Below are 16219 nucleotides of genomic sequence, written 5' to 3' on the forward strand. Positions count from 1 at the left end.
GGACCGCGCGGCCGGGGCGCTGCCGCGATCTCCTGTGCATTTCGTTGGACGTGCCATGCCCGGCATCCCGAGCTCGAAGCGTCGACGCGGGCCGAGGTGGAGATGAACAAGGCGAGCTTGCTTAAGAGAACACGGATCCTGATCATCGACGACAACGCGTCAATCCACAATGATTTCCTAAGGATCCTGAGGCCGAACCCCTCCAGGGCCTCGCTCGAGGAGCACGAGGCCGAGCTCTTCGGCGACATCGAGGCGCCGCGATCCCTCCCGGTGGTCGAGCTCGATTTCGAGCTCACGCTCGCGCACCAGGGCGAGGAGGGGATCGAGCTCGTGCGAGCGGCGCGCGCTCGCGGGGAGCCCTACGCGGTCGCGTTCGTCGACTTCCGGATGCCTCCCGGGATCGACGGGGTCGAGACGCTCCACCGGATCTTCGAGGAGGACCCGGACATCCAGGCCGTGTTCTGCACCGCGTACACCGACCTGTCCTGGAAGGAGATCGCGAACCGGCTCTCGCAGGTGGACCGCTACCTGATCCTGAAGAAGCCGTTCGAGCCGATGGAGGTCCGGCAGATGGCGGCGGCGCTCGGCGCAAAGTGGAGGCACGAGCGGGAGCGCGCGAGGGCCCACGCCGCGCTGATCGAGCGCGAGGCGCACCTCCGGGCGCTCCTCGACGCGTTGCCGCAGGGGATCTTGCGGGTCGACCGGCAGGGGCGGTGCCTCGAGGTCCGGCCGCAGCCGGGGGGCGCCGCCTTCGGCGGCGGCGCCGCCCCGTCATCCCTGGAGGATCTCGTGCCCGAGGGCGACGCGGCGCGCGCGGTCGCGCTGGTCCAGCGCGCGATCGATCAGGCCACGATCCAGCGGATGGAGTTCACCGCGGAGGGCGCGGGGACGCGCCGGCACCTCGACATGCGCGTCACGGCCCTGGGCGGCGGGCGCTCCGAGGCGATCATCTCCCTGACCGACATCACCGAGCTCAGGCAGCGCCAGGAGGAAGAGCGCCTGCTGCGAGAGCGGGAGATCTCGCTCAAGGCGCAGGTCGAGGCGCTCAGCGCGCTGTCGACGCCGATCGTGCCGATCTCCCATCGCGTGGTCGTGATCCCGCTCGTCGGAGAGTTCGACGCGCGCCGCGGGGAGAGCATGCGGGAGGCGCTGCTCCGGGGCATCGTCGCGCGGGGCACCCGGACCGCGATCATCGACGTCACGGGCGTGCCCAGGATGGATGCGCAGATGGCCGTCGAGCTCGAGCGGACGGCGGGCGCGGTCCGGCTGCTCGGCGCCGAGCCGGTGCTGACCGGCCTGAGCCCGGACGCGGCGCGGCAGCTCGTCGAGCTCGGCATCTCGATGGCTCGCCTCCGGACGTTCCTCACGTTGCAGGAGGGCGTGGCGTTCGCGCTCCGGCGGGGCAGGGAGGCCACCTGATGCGGCGCGCGCCGCGGCGGAGCGCGGCGTAGGTCAGGCGCAGACCCCCTCCACGCACGCCGCGCCGCCGGGGCAGTCGCAATCCGCCTCGCAGGAGATGGCCGGCTCGGGCGGGGCCTCGCAGTACCCGTCCACGCACGACTCCCCCTCGGCGCAGTCGCACGAGGCCGCGCACGGCGTCCTGCACGCCCCGGCGACGCACTCCTCTCCGCTCGGGCAGTCGCAGTCCGCCTCGCAGGCGCCCGGATCCTCGGGCGAGCTCCCTCCGGCTCCCCCGCTGCCCGAAGCGCCGCCGACCACGATCACGTCGTCGCCGTCCGGGACCTCGTCGTCATCGTCGTCGCCGCCCGGGATCTCGATATCGTGGTCGCGATCCGGGCGCGGGACATCCGGCCCTTCATCCCAGTGGCAGTCCTCGTCCCAGTCGCAGATCTCGTCGGCCTCGATGTAGCAACCGATCATCGTCGTGGCGAAGAAAGACATCGAGAGACCGAGTCCCCACTCGAAGGCCTTGCGCATGCTCATAGGTCGTCACTCCTGACGGGCGAGAAGGATCCACGGCAGCGGCGCCGGCCGTCGCCGCGGCGCCCGCTGCCCACTCGACCCTGGGTGCCCGGCCCCGCGCGCTCCGTTCAACGGCGCGCTCGTCTCCGCACGTTTACGACGCGCGCGCTCCCTCGCCCGCCCGCAGGACGTCCGCAAACCCGCCCGGAGGACCTCCCCTCCGACTTTCTGTCGCCGCGGTTGAACGATCCCGGCCCCTCCGGGCACGAATCGGGCGCGCAGCCATGAACGATCTCCTCCCTCCCGGGCACGAAGCCCTGTGCCTCCTGCCGCCCCCGACCTCCCGACGCTCGCTGGTGGAAAAAGAGCGGCGCCGCGGGGCGCGTTCGGATGTAACGATGACGACGACCGGATGGATCGCGACGGGACGCAGCGGACAACGGGCTTGGCACCGGGACGGCCGGAGGGGGCCGCGGAGCCCCGGCACGCGCCGGAGAGGTGGAGCCCGATGAGGGCCATGGCCCTCCTCGTGCCGTTCCTGTTCTCCCGCGGCGCCGACGACGCGCCGTCCGCGGAGGACACCCTCGTCGAGCGGCTGCGGCGAGGGGACGCCGCGGCGATCGGCGAGGTGTACGACCAGCACTACGAGGCGGTGCGCGGGTTCGCCCGCCGCCTCACCGGCGACGACGCGTCCGCCGAGGACCTCACGCACGACGTCTTCGTCAGCCTGCCGCAGGCCATCCAGCGGTTTCGGGGCGGCTCGTCGCTGAAGACGTTTCTCATCGCGATCGCGGTCAACCACGCCCGCCACCACCTCCGCGCGGCCGCGCGCCGCCGCGCGGCCATGGAGCGCCTCGCCCTGGAGCCGGAGGAGGCGAGGGCGCCGAGCCCCGAGCGGGAGGTCGGCCGCGCCGCCCTCGCCCAGGCCTTGAACCGCGCCCTCGACGCGCTGCCGACCCCGCAGCGCGCGACCTTCGTGCTCTGCGAGGTCGAGGAGCGGAGCGCGCGCGAGGTGTCCGAGATCCTGGGCGTGCCCGAGGCGACGGTGCGGACCCGCCTGTTCCATGCGAAGCAGAAGCTCCGTACGCTGCTGGAAGAGAGGACGCCATGAACGACGACGTGCTCCGCGAGGCCACGCGCGCCCTGCGCGAGGAGGCAGACGCATCGCGGGCCCGTCCTGGTGAGACGCGCGCCCGCGTGATGCGGAGCCTGAGGGCGCAGCGCGCTCGCCGCCTCACGACCGTCCGCGTGGTGGTCCCGCTCGCCGCCGTGCTCGTCGGCTCCGTGGCGTGGGCGTCGGCGGCGCGCTGGTTCCCGGGCGCCTGGCACGATCTCGCGTCCCAGCTCGGCCTGAGCGCGGCAGACCCGCCCGACATCCCGCCCGCGCCGCCTTCCGCGCGGCGCGGGCCGCGGAGCGAGGCGCCCGCGCCACCCGAAGCCCCGCCCCAGAGCGAGGCGCCCGCCCTACCCGAGGCCCCGCCCCAGAGCGAGGCGCCCGCCCTACCCGAGGCCCCGCCCCAGAGCGAGGCGCCCGCGCCCAGCGCGCCCCCCGTGAGCGCGCGGGCGCCGAGGCGCGCGGCGGTCCCGCCCCCTTCGCCCACCGCCCGCGCGGCGCCGGATGACGCGGAGCTCTCGTCGGCCCCGTCGCCGGCCGACGACCCCCAGGCCGCCCCGGCGGCGCCCGTCGGGCCCGACGCGCACGCCCTCTATCAGGCGGCGCATCGCGCGCACTTCGTCGACCGCGACCCGGCCGCCGCGCTCGCCGCGTGGGACACGTACCTCGCCGCCGCCCCGCGCGGCCGCTTCGCGGTCGAGGCGCAGTACAACCGCGCGCTCTGCCTGGTTCGCCTGGGCCGCGCGGCCGAGGCGCGGAGGGCGCTCGAGCCGTTCGCGCGCGGCGCCTTCGGCGGCTACCGGCAGACCGAGTCGCGCTCGCTGCTCGAGGCGCTGAGCAGCGATGGCCGGTGACACGGCGGCGCGTGAACGATCGCGCGGCGAGCGGGCACAGCACGGTTGATGAACACACGCAACGCAGCTCCTCCCTGCGCTCCTCCGCGGGGATCGTCGCGCTCCGCGCGCGGGCGGGTCGGTCGCGGCGCGGGCCTCCGCGGCCCGGGCCTCCACGGCCAGGCTCTCCGCGGCGCGGGCCTCCGCGGCCTCCGCGCGGGCGCCGCGGCGATCCGCGTGCTCGCGGCCACGTTCGCGCTCGCCGCGGCCGCCGCCGCCCCCGCGGGCGCGCTCGCCGCGGAGCCGAGCGCCGCAGGCCTCGATCTCCTCGTCGAGGACGCCCCGTGGACGCTCGACGCGGACGCCGTGCGCGCGGCCGTCGAGCGCGAGCTCGCCGGCCCCGTGACGGCGGTCTCCGCCGCGAGCGCCGGGCGGCCCACGCTCGTCCTGCGCGGCGAGCCCGATGGGCAGGTCACGCTGACGTTCCACGCCCAGGATGGCCGCCACATCGGGCGCACCATCGATCTCCCGCAGGACCCAGGCCGCGCCGCGGAGGCGATCGCCCTGCTCGCGGGCAACCTCGTCCGGGACGAGGCGGCGGAGCTCACCGCGGCCCTGAGCAAGCGCGCGCCCGCCGCGCCCGCCGCCGCGCCTCCCGCGCCGCCGGCCGCGGGCCGCCCGGCGCCGCCCCGCCCCGGGAGGCCGCCGGCGCCGCGCCCCCCGCGCGCGCGGCCCGCGCCCGCCTGCGCGCTCGCCGGCGCCAGCTCGGTCGTCGTGGGCGGCGACATCGTCCCGCTCGTCGGCACCTCGGGCGTCGTCGGCACGGACGTCGTCCGCCGCTACTCGCTGAACCTCCTCGGCGGGTACACGGCGGGCGTCGATGGCGTCGAGCTCGGCGCCGGCGTCAACATCGAGTCCTCGTTCCTGTGCGGCGCGCAGATCTCCTCGGTCGGCAACCTCGTGGCCGGCCCGGTGCGCGGCGCGCAGGTGACGGGCGGGGTCAACCTCTCCACGTCGCTCCACGGCGCGCAGACCGGCCTCGTGAACCTCGCCGTGGGCCCGGTCGACGGCGCGCAGACCGGCCTCGCGAACCTCGCCGCGGGCCCCGTCGCGGGCGCGCAGACCGGCCTCGCGAACGTCGCCACCGGCCCCGTCGCGGGCGCGCAGACCGGCCTCGCGAACCTCGCCGTGGGCCCGGTCGACGGCGCGCAGATCGGCCTGGTCAACGTCGCCACGGGCGAGCTCTCGGGAGCGCAGATCGGCCTGGCCAACGTCGCCGCGGGGAGGTCGGCGGGCGCGCAGATCAGCCTGGCCAACGTCGCCACGGGGGAGTCGACCGGCATGCAGGCCGGTCTCGTGAACGTGGCCCGGGGGAAGGTGAAGAGCGCGCAGATCGGGCTCGTCAATTACGCCGACGACTCACCTTTCTCGCTCGGTCTGCTCAACTTCATCCGCGACGGCCGGCTCCACCTCGATGTCTGGGGGCTCGAGTCCGGGATCGTGATGGCCGGGCTCAAGCACGGCAGCGACCATTTCCACAACATCTACGGGGTCGGCATGCGCCTCGCGGGCGACCGGCCCCTCACGGCGTTCACGCTCGGCCTGGGCGGCCGCATCTCCATCGCCGAGCGCGTCTATGCCGACGTGGACGTGCTCTGGTACTCGCTCCACGAGATCTCGAGGCTCAACCCTTCGTCCATGATGTCTCAGGCGCGCGCTCTCCTCGGCTTCCGCCTCTCCCCGGACCTCGCGCTCTTCGGGGGGCCGAGCTACAACGTCGCGTACGCGGAGACCGTCGAGGACGCCCGGCTGAGCCCCTACGGCAGCCTGGACCTCCAGCTCGACGACACGGTGGCCACGCGCGCCTGGCCCGGTGTCGTGCTCGGCGTCCAGGTGCTCTGAGCGAGCGCCGCGCTCGACGCGCGGGCGACCCGAGCCGTCCACCCCCCGCTCATGGGAGCGGGTTGACGGGAGCATGAACGAATTTACTTTTCGTTCATCGATTCACGGAGCTCGCTCGAACGGTCGCGTTCGGCGGTCCACGTGAGCGTCCGGCCCTGCGCCGCGCGCCCTCGGCGGCGCGTTCGCGGGCCGCTCCCCATCAACCCCCGTCCACCGAATCCGGCAGGGATGGCGCGAGCCGACCGCTGCCCGAGGAGTTTGCATGAGCCAGCTTCGCAGCGGCGCCGTCGCGCCTCCGTCTCCATTTCCCCTGCTCCCGCTCCGCACGGGCGTGCTCTTCCCGGGCACCGTGCTCACGCTGCCGGTGGGCCGCGCCCGCTCGGTGGCGCTGCTCAACGCGGTTCACGCGGGCGACGTGATCGGCGTGATCGCGCAGCGCGATCCGAAGGTCGAGGACCCCCGGCGCGAGGACCTCCACGACCTCGGCACGTTCGCGCGCGTCGTCGACATCACGCGCGTCTCCAGCGGCTTCCGGCTGGTGATCGAGGGGCTCGATCGCTTCGCGCTGACGGCGCTGGTGGAGGCCGCGCCGTACCTCCGCGCCGAGGGCGCGGTCACGCCCGAGTTCCCCGGCGACGCCGAGGAGGCGCGCCTGCTCGCCTCGTCGCTGCGCGGGCGCGCCCGCGAGCTCGGCCCCAGGATCGGCTCGAACCTCGCCGAGATCGCCTCCGCGAGCCGGGCCGAGCCGGGCCTCTTCGCCGACCAGATCGCGGGCGCGCTCGGCCTCCCGACCGACAAGGAGATGGAGGTGCTCGCCGAGCTGCGCGTGGCGCCGCGGCTCCAGCGGGTCGCCGAGCTGCTCAACGAGGCGGCCGCGCTCGCGGACATGAAGAAGAAGATCGACGCCGACGTGCGGCGCGAGCTCGGCAAGGGGCAGCGCGAGGTGATCCTCCGCGAGCAGCTCCGGGCCATCCAGAAGGAGCTCGCGGGCGGCGCCGAGGGCGAGGACGAGCTGTCGCTCCTCCGGCGGCGCCTCGACGAGGCCGGGCTCCCCGACGAGGCGCGCGCGGTCGCCGATCGTGAGCTCCGGCGCCTCGAGTCCGTCGGCCAGCAGGGCGCGGAGCACAACGTGATCCGCACCTACCTCGAGTGGATCGCCGACCTGCCGTGGAGCGCGCGGGCGGCCGTGAAGGACGACCTCGACGCGGTGAAGGCCAAGCTCGACGAGGACCACCGCGGCCTCGACGACGTGAAGCGCCGCATCCTGGAGCACATGGCGGTGCTCAAGCTGACCGGCGAGCCGCGCGCGACCCTCCTCTGCTTCGCGGGCCCGCCCGGCGTGGGCAAGACCTCGCTCGGCCAGTCGATCGCGGACGCGACCGGCCGCCCGTTCGTGCGCATCTCGCTCGGCGGGGTGCACGACGAGGCGGAGCTGCGCGGCCACCGGCGGACGTACGTCGGCGCGCTGCCCGGCCGCGTCGTGCACGCGCTGAAGAAGGCCGGGGTGAAGAACCCGGTCGTGCTCCTCGACGAGGTCGACAAGCTCGGCGCCGGGTGGCGCGGCTCGCCCGAGGCCGCGCTCCTGGAGGTGCTCGACCCCGAGCAGAACCGGACGTTCGTCGACCACTACCTGGAGCTCCCGTTCGATCTGTCGGAGGTGCTGTTCCTCTGCACGGCGAACGATCTCGGCGCGCTCTCCGCGCCGCTCCGGGACCGGCTGGAGGTCATCGAGCTGTCCGGCTACACGCCGGACGAGAAGGTGGCGATCGCGCGCTCGCACCTGCTCCCGAAGCAGCTCGAGGAGCACGCGATCGAGGCAGAGGCGCTGTCGGTGACCGACGAGGCGCTCGCGGCGATCGTGCGCGACTACACGCGCGAGGCCGGCGTGCGGCAGCTCGGCCGCGAGCTCAAGAAGCTCTGCCGGGCGATCGCGCTGGAGATCGCGCGCGCGGCCGACGGCAAGATCCCGCGCGTGGTCATCGAGCCGCGCCACCTGGACAACTACCTCGGCAAGGTCCGCTTCTTCAGCGACGTAGCGGAGCGCACGAGCGTGCCCGGGGTCGCGACCGGGCTCGCGTGGACGCCGGTGGGCGGGGACATCCTGTTCATCGAGACCTCGCGGATGCCGGGGAAGGGGAGGGTCGAGATCACCGGCCAGCTCGGCGACGTGATGAAGGAGTCGGCGAAGGCGGCGCTGACCTACGTGCGCAGCCACGCCGGCGAGCTCGGCGTGGACGCGGCGAGGCTGGAGGCGGAGGACCTGCACATCCACGTCCCGGCGGGCGGCGTGCCCAAGGACGGCCCGTCCGCGGGCGTGACGATGTTCACGGCGCTGACGTCGCTGCTCTCGGGGCGGCGGGTGCGCTCGGACACGGCGATGACGGGCGAGTGCACGCTGCGCGGCCGGGTGCTGCCGGTCGGCGGGATCAAGTCCAAGGTGCTCGCGGCGCACCGGGCCGGGATCACGCGGGTCATCCTGCCGCAGAAGAACGCGCGCGACGCCGAGGAGATCCCGGCGGAGATCCGGGCGGCGCTCGAGCTCATCTTCGTGGACGACATGAGCCAGGTCCTCGCGGCGGCGCTGGAGGAGGCCCCGATCGAGGCCGTAGGCGGCGGCGCGGCGGCGAACGCGACGGCGGGAGAGCCGGCGGCTGCCGCGTAGCCGAGCCGGCGGCAGGCGAGCCGGTGGCAGGCGCGTGGAGGGGAGGGGGCGCCGCGCCGGCGGGACATGCGGTGCTCAGCGGGGCGTCAAGCGGAAGTCGTCCATCTCGACCCAGCCGGCCGCGCGGAGACCGAGCGAGACCGAGACGTGCGTTGCCCCCTCGGGGACAGGCGCGCTCGTGGTGAGCCTCGCGCTCGCCCACGACTCCGGCGAGGGCGGCAGCCGGCCTGCTGCGGACTCCTCCAGGACATGCCAGCCAGACGCGTCTTTGTAGTGGACCGCGAGCACCGGTGAGGCGTTCGACCGGTAGTACGCCGACGCGGTGAACCGCTGGCCCTCGACGGCGTTCACCGGGGCGCACGCGCCGCTGTCCTGCGTCGAGGTGAGGTGGCGGCCGCCGGTCTCATAGGCGCTGATCGTCAGCCGCAGCCCGAAACCCCGGCGACCCGTGATGCGCTCCCATCGATACCTGTTCAGGCCGTCGCCTGTCCGCTGCCAGCAGTGGGCCAGGCTCGGATCGACGCTCCCGGAGCGCTCGAGCGCCGCGTTCTTGAGCAACCCGCCCTCGCCGTTCCAGATCACGGCGGGCTCGACGAGCCCGGGGATCACGTCGCGCATCGGCTTGACCACGACCCGACCCGACTCGACCTCACCCCGCAGCCAGCCGAGGAACTGCGCGAGCAGCGCGGGCGATATCGCGTTGCTGCTGCAGCCGTCGCAGACGTTGTGGAACGGGAAGACGATCCAGCCGGGGCCGCTCGTGTTGAGCCGCGCGTTGTCGACGTAGGCCATGAGATCGTCGAGCGCGCACCCGGGGCCGATCGAGGCAGGGGTGCGGACGACGTGCCTGTCCCGGGGTGGGATGGACTCGGCGTGGCTGCCGCTCGTGTTGCTCGGTGGTCTCCCGCAGTACCCGGCGGCGTTGTTCAACCCGCCGATGTCCCGCGCCAGGTTGTAGTTGCAGTCGTCGATCGCCGTCCGGGCATCCGAGCCGGTCCCGCCGTCGTCGCCGAACGGATAGCCGAAGGTCTGGGCGGCGAAGCCGTTCGCCAGCAGGTCCGCCCGATCGTTGCACACCTCCATCCGCTTGCCGTCGTAGCTCAACTCGGGGAGATGCTGATGTCCAAGCGAGTGGCCGCCGATCTCATGTCCTCCGTTCAACGTCGCGCCGCCGTCCTGCATCTCCTTGACCTGCGCCAGCGACATCGATCCCGCCCCGCCGAGCCGCGGCGAGTTGACGAAGAAGGTGCCGCGCATCTCGTGCGCCTCGAGCATCGCCGCGGCCGGAAACTGGTTCGCGAGCGTGTCATCGAACGTGAGGCTGACGGTGAGCGGCGCCTCCGTCAGCTCGCCGCGCGTCTCCTGTATGCCCGGCGCCTCCGCGTCCGCGCACCCGGGAACGGCCGCGAGCCCCACGAGCGCGCACCCGTACCGTACCCATCCATGAACGCTCCACTCCATATGCCCTCCTCCGCTCCCGTCCGCAGAGCCCCTCGACGCTCGACACGCCCCCGCCTCCGCGGCGCGCAGGTGCCGTCGACCTCGACAGATCCATCGCCGTCTGCCCCGGAAGGCCTCCCGTATGCTCTTTCCAGGCCTCCCTCGAACAACGCGGCTTCCATGGATGACGCGGCATCATGTCCGTTGCGGCTTCTGCGGCAGTTCTATTCCAGTCAGCCTCGGCGCGCGGCGGCCATGCGTCTCCCATGAGGGCAACCAGGATTCGACGGTTGCGCTCGCGGGGCGTCCGCGTGATGAAGGCGCCCGCGCGCTCGGGCCTCATGGGATCGGTCGCCACCTCCGGCGTCCCGGCTCGGCTCCAGATCCGCTCTATCTCATCGGCGAGCTCCGCGAGCCGCTGGAGCCCATGGCGGCTCGGGCGCCGGCCGAGGGGGTGATGGCGCTCGTGGGCCATCCACGCCGCGACGTGCGCGGGCGTTCTCGCCGGCGCGCAGAGGTCGACGGTGACCTCGTCGGCGTGACCGCCGTGGCGCGCAGCGCGCGGGCCTGCACGACGAGCCGAGCGACGCCCTCGGGGAGCGCGATGGGCGCGTCCTCCGGCGTCTCGAGCGATCCGCCGCCCGGCGCCCGCATCACCCTGGAAGCGCACCTGCCCCCGGTGGAGCAGCGCGAGCCGGTGCGCGCCCCTCACCGACGCTCGGCTGAGGCGGCCGGCGCGGCGCCACGGCGCGCGGACGGCCGCCTGAGACACTCGCCCTCGCTCTCGACCTCGCTGGTTCCGTCAACAACGCGCGCTCAATCAGACGGGGGATATTTCAATCGACAGAATTGATTTTTCGTCGATGCGGTGGCATTGATATTCCAACTAATCCACTGGGGTGGGCTGTTATGACTCTCTTCCCATTTGCCGTGATATTATTAATAGTGTTCATGAACCGGTACGTCGGCGGCGTGTTCTGGAAGCGGATCAGGGGGAGCGAGTTCGACGCGACGAGGTCTGATTACGAGCCGACCGTCACGGTCGTGATCCCGCTGTTCAACGAGGGGGAGGGCGTCTACCACACGGTCTTGAGCGTGCTCGCGCAGGACTACCCTCCGGAGAAGCTGAACGTCACGGTCGTCGACGACTGCTCGAAGGATGGGAGCTACGAGTGGGCCTGCAAGGCGGCGGCGACCTGTCCGAGCAGGGTGGCCGTGATCAGGAACCCTCATAACATGGGGAAACGGAAGGGGATCAATCGCGCGGTTCGGAAGGCGAGCTCGGAGATCATCGTCTCGGTCGACTCGGATGTCATCGTGGACAGCCAGGCGGTGCGGAGGCTGGTCGCCCGGTTCGTCAGGGACGAGATCGCCGCCGTCGGCGGCCGCGTCATCGCGTCGAACGCGAACGACAACTGGCTGACCCGGATGCAGGCAATCAAGTATTTCTTCGGGTACGAGTACCTGAAGAACCTCGAGCGCGCGTTCGCGTCGGTCATGTGCCTCTCCGGCTGCCTGACGGCGTATCGCCGCCATGTCCTCCTCGAGCTGGAGCCCATCCTCGAGCGGCGGAACGTCCTCGGCATAGCGATCAAATACGGCGAGGATCGCTTCCTCACGCGTCAGATCGTCAAGGCGGGGTACCAGACGGTGCTGACGCTGGACGCCGTGTGCTGGACGGTCGTCCCGACGACCCTGACCAAGTACTTCTCGCAGCAGCTGAGGTGGCGGCGCTCGAACCTCATCGACTTCTGCTGCGGGCTGAGCCACGCGTGGAGGCTGCACCCCGTGATCGGGCTGCACTACCTGTCGCAGTTCGCGATGCTCGTGCTGTATCCGGTGGCGATCGTCGAGATGGTCACGGCGTGGCGTTTCTGGGAGCTCGCCGCCTTCCACGTCGCGGTCCTCGCCGTGTTCGGGGCCATCTACTGGCAGGGGACGAGGGAGCTGCCTGAGTCGATGCGGGTGCACCCGGGCTGGTTCCTGTCGATGTCCTTCGTCATGCCGGTGACCTACCTGCTCTTCACGCCGCTCGCCCTGTTCACGCTGGACTCCAGCAGCTGGGAGACGCGCGGGCACGCGCCTGCGCCCGACGTGCCCCTTGAAGAGGCGGAGCCGGCGAAGGGAGCGGAGCCGCCGAAGCCGGCGCTCGTCGAGAAGACGGCCGCCTGAGCGGCACGCGCTCGTGCGCGGTCGAGACGCCGAGGACGCCGGGCCCGGAGAGCGAGGCTCTTCGACCCTGCGGCCTCCTTAGCGCCTGGGTCGCTCGATAACGTCAAACAAAAGGCCTTTCGCGCCGCCGGAGGGGATGGCGCGGCGCGGCGAGGCCTGAGATCCCGGGGGGGTAGTTATGAACGTGATGATCGTGCGGGCCGCGGACAAGCTCACGGCCGCCGTGAAGCGCCGGATGAGCGTTGCCTGGCTCAACCAGCTCATCGTGTCCGCATACAAGCTGTGTGGTTTCGCGATCTTGACGGCGATCCTGCTCGGGATCGTGTCTTATATCGCCTCGTATGTCTTCTTCACCGTGAACGGCAGGTGGGTGATGCCGACCATCCTGTCCCCGGCGGACGAGAAGGTCATCTCGCTCCAGTCGCGCGTCGCGCAGGAGACGGCGTTCAAGGAGAAGCTCATCGCCGAGCGGCGCGACGCGCAGGGCCGCTTGGACCACGAGAAGCGGATCGTCGCGATGGAGAGCGCGTTTCAAGAGAGCTTCGCCGCGGCCATGCGGCAGGAGCTCGGCGACCGGAAGGCCGAGCTCCAGCGGCTCTCGCGCCTCGTCGCGGCGCACGCGTCCGCGAGGGCGGAGATCCAGCGATCGAGCGAGGCGTACGCCGGCCTCTCCCGGGAGCGCATGGAGGGCCTCTACGACGCCCACCTCATCAACCAGGACGATCTCGTGAGCGGCAGCTACCAGCTCGCCCAGATCGCGCACTCGACGCTATCGCTCGACGAGAAGGCGGTGGCGCTGAACAGCCAGATCGAGGCGCTCTCGCGCCGCGTCGGCGCGCTCGACGTGGCGGTGAGCGCGCCCGGGATCGGCGCGGCCCCCGCGCGCCCGCTCACCTACGATGTCCTCTCGCTCACGCGCGAGCTGGAGCACTCGGTCGTCGAGGTCGCGAGGGCGCAAGAGAGCCAGAAGGCCATCGAGGCGAACCTCGCCGTGATAGACGGGATGATCGCGAGCCACGAGCGGACCATTCGAGCGATGCAGGGGTCGCCGTACTTGAAGGCCGTGGACAGGGACCTGACGGTCGCCTTCGTGCCGTACGAGAACATCGAGAACATCTCGAACGATAGCCCGGTCTACCACTGCGAGCTGCTCTTCGTCTGGTGCAGGCGGGCGGGGAAGGTGGTCGAGCTGATCGAGGGAGAGGTCCACGCAAGCCATCCGATGAAGGGGAACTGGGTCAGCCGCGGGCAGATGGTGCAGCTGCAGATCGACGACGAACAGGCAGCGCAGGCGAAGGTCCTCCTGGTCGGCTCCGTGCCGCTCTTGCTATGATTCCGGGTCATGATGCGCGGTGCCCCCGTCCCCCGTGCGACGGGGCGCGCCGCTGTACCAAGGAGTCAGTCCCCATGTGGTGCCGAGCCGTTGTGGTCTTTGCGGTTGTCGCGGGCGGGGCGCTCTTGGACTGTGACGGGGGGCGTCACCGCGCTCGGTCCAGCGACACGACGGCCCGCCATGACCCGGACGCCGCGGATCGGCAGGCGTCCGTCGCCCGGACCGGCTGGCCAGCGCTCCGCGCCGCGCGCCCGGCGGAGCTCTGCGTCACGAGCGGCGCCATCAGGCCGGTCGATTGGTGGGGGTTCGCGGTGGATCACCCCATGACGCGCGCCGTGCTCACGGCGATGACGCCCCCCGCCGCGGCCCTGCGCTTCCGCTACGATGGGCCGACCGCGGACTCGGCGCCGCTCGACTCGGGAGAGCTGCGGCGGCAGATCGGCTTGAAGCTGCGCTCTCAGGACGGCTGCAACGTCGTTTACGTCATGTGGACGATCGAGCCGTCGCCGCGCCTCTGGGTGACGGTGAAGCAGAACCCGGGAAAACAGGCCTACGCGGAGTGCGGCGCGAACGGCTACAGGAACATCAAGCCGCACCGATCGGCGCCGGTGCCGGCGCTCACCGACGGCGGCTGGCACGTCCTGCGCGCCGATCTGCGCGGGACCGCGCTCGAGGTCGTCGCGGATGGGATCCTCGCCTGGGAAGGCTCCCTGGATCAGAGCGTCCTCTCGTTCGACGGCCCGGTAGGGCTGCGCACGGACAACGGCCGCTTCACGGTCGAGTTCTACGCCAGCGCCACGCCGGGCGCGGCGCCGCCGCCGAGCCCGGGGTCGCTCCCCGCGAGGTGCGCGAGCGCAGAGGGGGACTGAGCGACTGGTACGTCGTGCCCTGAGCGCCTGGTACGTCGTGCCCCGAGCTCGTCTCTGGCTCGTCGCTCACGGGGCCTGCGCTCCGGCGGGCCCCTGACGTGACCCGCCTGCGCCCCGGCCCTCCCGCGACGAACCAGGGACGAGCTCGGGCGACGCGGCACCAGCGCCGCGCGTCAGCGATCTCTGACGGGCCTCCGACCCGCGAACCAGCGATCCGGGCGCCGGGCGTCGCCCACGGGATCCGATTCAATCACCTCACATCCGAGCTCCGGCTGGCGCGCACGGCCCCATCTCCGAGCGAGGCGCGCGCCTCAGGGCGCGCTCGCCCCGCGCGGCAGAGGTCCGCGAACGGGCCGCGGTGTGTTCAGCGCCAACAAGCATTCCCCTGTGTGTCGTAATTTCTCGTCGCGCGTGCAAATGCTGCACGGCAGATCTGCGCTGTTGGATGTCGGCTGGCACCCGCGGTGGCGTCGTGTCGCCCGGGACATCGCTGCTCAGGTCGTTTAATGACGACCATTTACACAGAGGTGGGGAGCGTTTCAGAAAGTCATGCCGTTACAACTGGTCGGAAAGAATGGATGAACGGGTAGCGGCGAAAGAGAAGGAGCCCCTCTCGGTCGGATTCGTGAAGAGGTCTTATCGTCTCGATGACTTGGCTCTGCGCGTTGGTCCGAGAGGTGCTGAGGGGCGCTGCGGTCAGCGATCGCGTCGGGGGTCGACGGGCTGTTCGTAGGGAGGTGACATGTTGTCGCGAGCGACTCTGGTCTTTGCGGGGCTCGTCCTTTCATCCACCGCGGCCGCGGAGCCGAGCGCCGATCGAGCGGGCGCCGCGCGCGACAGGACGGCTTGGCAAGAGGACGCCGAGGCGTACTGTCAGCTCGTGACCGGGACAGCCGGGTCCGAGAGCGCGCTGCTCATGTCACCCACCCTGTTCGGCCAGCTCGACGTGTCGAGCGGCCTCGACGCCCCGGGCGACGCCGGCAGCCTGCACGCGCAGCCCCGGCTCTCCGTCGGCGCGAGCTACAGCGCGGCGGGGCTCTACCGCGCGGGGCTGCTCCGGGACCGCGCGAGGGCCGAGTGCGTGCGCCACCGCGCCCTGAGCCAGCTGAACGCCTACATCGCGGCCTTCCAGGACGTGCTCACGAGCGGCGCGCTCTCGGCGAAGCTCGCCGTCCTCACGGCCGCGACGCCGCGCGCGCAGGAGATCCTGAGCTCTACGAAGGCGGCGCTCGAGCAGTCCCTGGCCACCGTCGACGAGCTCGACGGCTTGACCCTCCGGGTGCACGACCTGCTGGCCGAGGTGGACCAGACAGCGCGGGATCTGCAGATGGCGCGCGGCCGCGGCGCGCCGCCGACCGCGACGGTGGCGGAGCTCAAGCGCGAGCACGACGCGGCGGACGCGCTGGTGGAGCGGTACAACGCCGCGCTCCGGCGCTCCTACGCCTGGGATGTCAGCGTGCAGGGGGGATACCTGCACGTCTTCGGCGCGCGGCAGGATATCCCGGTCTTCGGCGCGCTGCGCGCGTCGGTGAACCTCGGCATGATGTTCCAGCGCGGCCACGACGAGCGCGCGGCGGCGGGGCGGAGGCGCCTCACGGCCTCCGAGGTGGGGGGCACGAGGGACCGCGTCGAGCAGGTCATCCTGGAGCTCACCGCCGCCCACCGGGCCGAGCAGCGCCGGCTGGAGCGGACGCGCGCGCTGCTCGCGGAGCTCGAGGCGAGGCTGCGCTCCGTGGAGCCTTTGACCGACCGGAGGGCGAAGATCTATGCGCAGAACACCTGGTTCGAGCTCGTCCACGTCAAGGCCGAGATCGAGTACCTCCGCGTCCACGTGGAGGAGCTCGCGCGCCTGCTGGGCGAAGGCTGATAGGTCGTAGCGGGGCGTCGAGATCGAGGCGTCGCGACGCTCAGCGGCGACACAGGGAGGCGGGGCGCGAGCGCGGTCGCGGCGCTCTTGTCTTCTGCCTGCCC

At 72.1% G+C, this 16219-nt stretch carries 11 protein-coding genes; 9 read left to right on the forward strand and 2 right to left on the reverse strand.

Annotated features, from left to right (window positions below; translation table 11 throughout):
- The first annotated feature begins 117 nt into the window (after window positions 1-117).
- Complete coding sequence (locus tag WMF31_RS15810; protein ID WP_436602739.1) at window positions 118-1419, forward strand: STAS domain-containing protein; 1302 nt, start codon at window positions 118-120, stop codon at window positions 1417-1419.
- A 33-nt stretch (window positions 1420-1452) separates the two neighbouring features.
- On the opposite strand, the gene WMF31_RS15815 is transcribed toward WMF31_RS15810, so the two are convergent.
- Window positions 1453-1944 (reverse strand): EB domain-containing protein, encoded by a 492-nt coding sequence (locus WMF31_RS15815; RefSeq protein ID WP_436602740.1) that lies wholly within the window; start codon window positions 1942-1944, stop codon window positions 1453-1455.
- Between the two features lie 487 nt (window positions 1945-2431).
- On the opposite strand from WMF31_RS15815, the gene WMF31_RS15820 reads away from it, so the two are divergent.
- From WMF31_RS15820 to lon, 4 genes are all read left to right on the forward strand, one after another.
- A complete protein-coding gene (locus WMF31_RS15820) occupies window positions 2432-3034 on the forward strand; it encodes an RNA polymerase sigma factor (protein WP_436602741.1) in 603 nt (200 codons plus the stop codon).
- Entirely contained in the window at window positions 3031-3891 is an 861-nt protein-coding gene (locus WMF31_RS15825) for a hypothetical protein (RefSeq protein ID WP_436602742.1), read from the forward strand. Before WMF31_RS15820 ends, WMF31_RS15825 begins: the two co-directional genes overlap by 4 nt.
- A 48-nt stretch (window positions 3892-3939) precedes the next feature.
- On the forward strand, window positions 3940-5772 hold the full coding sequence (locus WMF31_RS15830) for an LA_2272 family surface repeat-containing protein (protein WP_436602743.1): 1833 nt from the start codon (window positions 3940-3942) through the stop codon (window positions 5770-5772).
- A gap of 262 nt (window positions 5773-6034) precedes the next feature.
- Window positions 6035-8434, forward strand: a complete 2400-nt coding sequence (gene lon, locus WMF31_RS15835; RefSeq protein WP_436602744.1) for an endopeptidase La — start codon at window positions 6035-6037, stop codon at window positions 8432-8434.
- 75 nt (window positions 8435-8509) lie between these two features.
- On the opposite strand, the gene WMF31_RS15840 is transcribed toward lon, so the two are convergent.
- The gene (locus WMF31_RS15840; RefSeq protein WP_436602745.1) at window positions 8510-9895 is read right to left on the reverse strand and encodes a polysaccharide deacetylase family protein; all 1386 of its coding nucleotides are present in this window, start codon (window positions 9893-9895) and stop codon (window positions 8510-8512) included.
- 888 nt (window positions 9896-10783) lie between these two features.
- On the opposite strand from WMF31_RS15840, the gene WMF31_RS15845 reads away from it, so the two are divergent.
- The 4 genes from WMF31_RS15845 (at window position 10784) to WMF31_RS15860 (ending at window position 16115) form a co-directional block, all read left to right on the forward strand.
- Window positions 10784-12046: a glycosyltransferase family 2 protein gene (locus WMF31_RS15845; protein WP_436602746.1), complete on the forward strand. Its 1263-nt coding sequence runs from the start codon at window positions 10784-10786 to the stop codon at window positions 12044-12046.
- Between the two features lie 178 nt (window positions 12047-12224).
- Window positions 12225-13379, forward strand: coding sequence for a hypothetical protein (locus tag WMF31_RS15850; RefSeq protein WP_436602747.1), 1155 nt, complete (start codon window positions 12225-12227; stop codon window positions 13377-13379).
- Window positions 13380-13471: 92 nt separating this feature from the next.
- On the forward strand, window positions 13472-14248 hold the full coding sequence (locus WMF31_RS15855; RefSeq protein WP_436602748.1) for a hypothetical protein: 777 nt from the start codon (window positions 13472-13474) through the stop codon (window positions 14246-14248).
- A gap of 742 nt (window positions 14249-14990) precedes the next feature.
- On the forward strand, window positions 14991-16115 hold the full coding sequence (locus tag WMF31_RS15860) for a hypothetical protein (RefSeq protein ID WP_436602749.1): 1125 nt from the start codon (window positions 14991-14993) through the stop codon (window positions 16113-16115).
- Window positions 16116-16219: the final 104 nt, after the last annotated feature.

This window comes from Sorangium sp. So ce1036, assembly GCF_051369805.1.
Classification (GTDB): Bacteria; Myxococcota_A; Polyangia; order Polyangiales; family Polyangiaceae; genus Sorangium; species Sorangium cellulosum_F.

Coding starts and splice junctions, on each gene's coding strand:
- WMF31_RS15815 (WP_436602740.1), bottom strand. CDS start 1,944: ATGAGCATGCGCAAGGCCTTCGAGTGGGGACTCGGTCTCTCGATGTCT.
- WMF31_RS15820 (WP_436602741.1), top strand. CDS start 2,432: ATGAGGGCCATGGCCCTCCTCGTGCCGTTCCTGTTCTCCCGCGGCGCC.
- WMF31_RS15825 (WP_436602742.1), top strand. CDS start 3,031: ATGAACGACGACGTGCTCCGCGAGGCCACGCGCGCCCTGCGCGAGGAG.
- WMF31_RS15830 (WP_436602743.1), top strand. CDS start 3,940: ATGAACACACGCAACGCAGCTCCTCCCTGCGCTCCTCCGCGGGGATCG.
- lon (WP_436602744.1), top strand. CDS start 6,035: ATGAGCCAGCTTCGCAGCGGCGCCGTCGCGCCTCCGTCTCCATTTCCC.
- WMF31_RS15840 (WP_436602745.1), bottom strand. CDS start 9,895: ATGGAGTGGAGCGTTCATGGATGGGTACGGTACGGGTGCGCGCTCGTG.
- WMF31_RS15845 (WP_436602746.1), top strand. CDS start 10,784: ATGACTCTCTTCCCATTTGCCGTGATATTATTAATAGTGTTCATGAAC.
- WMF31_RS15850 (WP_436602747.1), top strand. CDS start 12,225: ATGAACGTGATGATCGTGCGGGCCGCGGACAAGCTCACGGCCGCCGTG.
- WMF31_RS15860 (WP_436602749.1), top strand. CDS start 14,991: ATGTTGTCGCGAGCGACTCTGGTCTTTGCGGGGCTCGTCCTTTCATCC.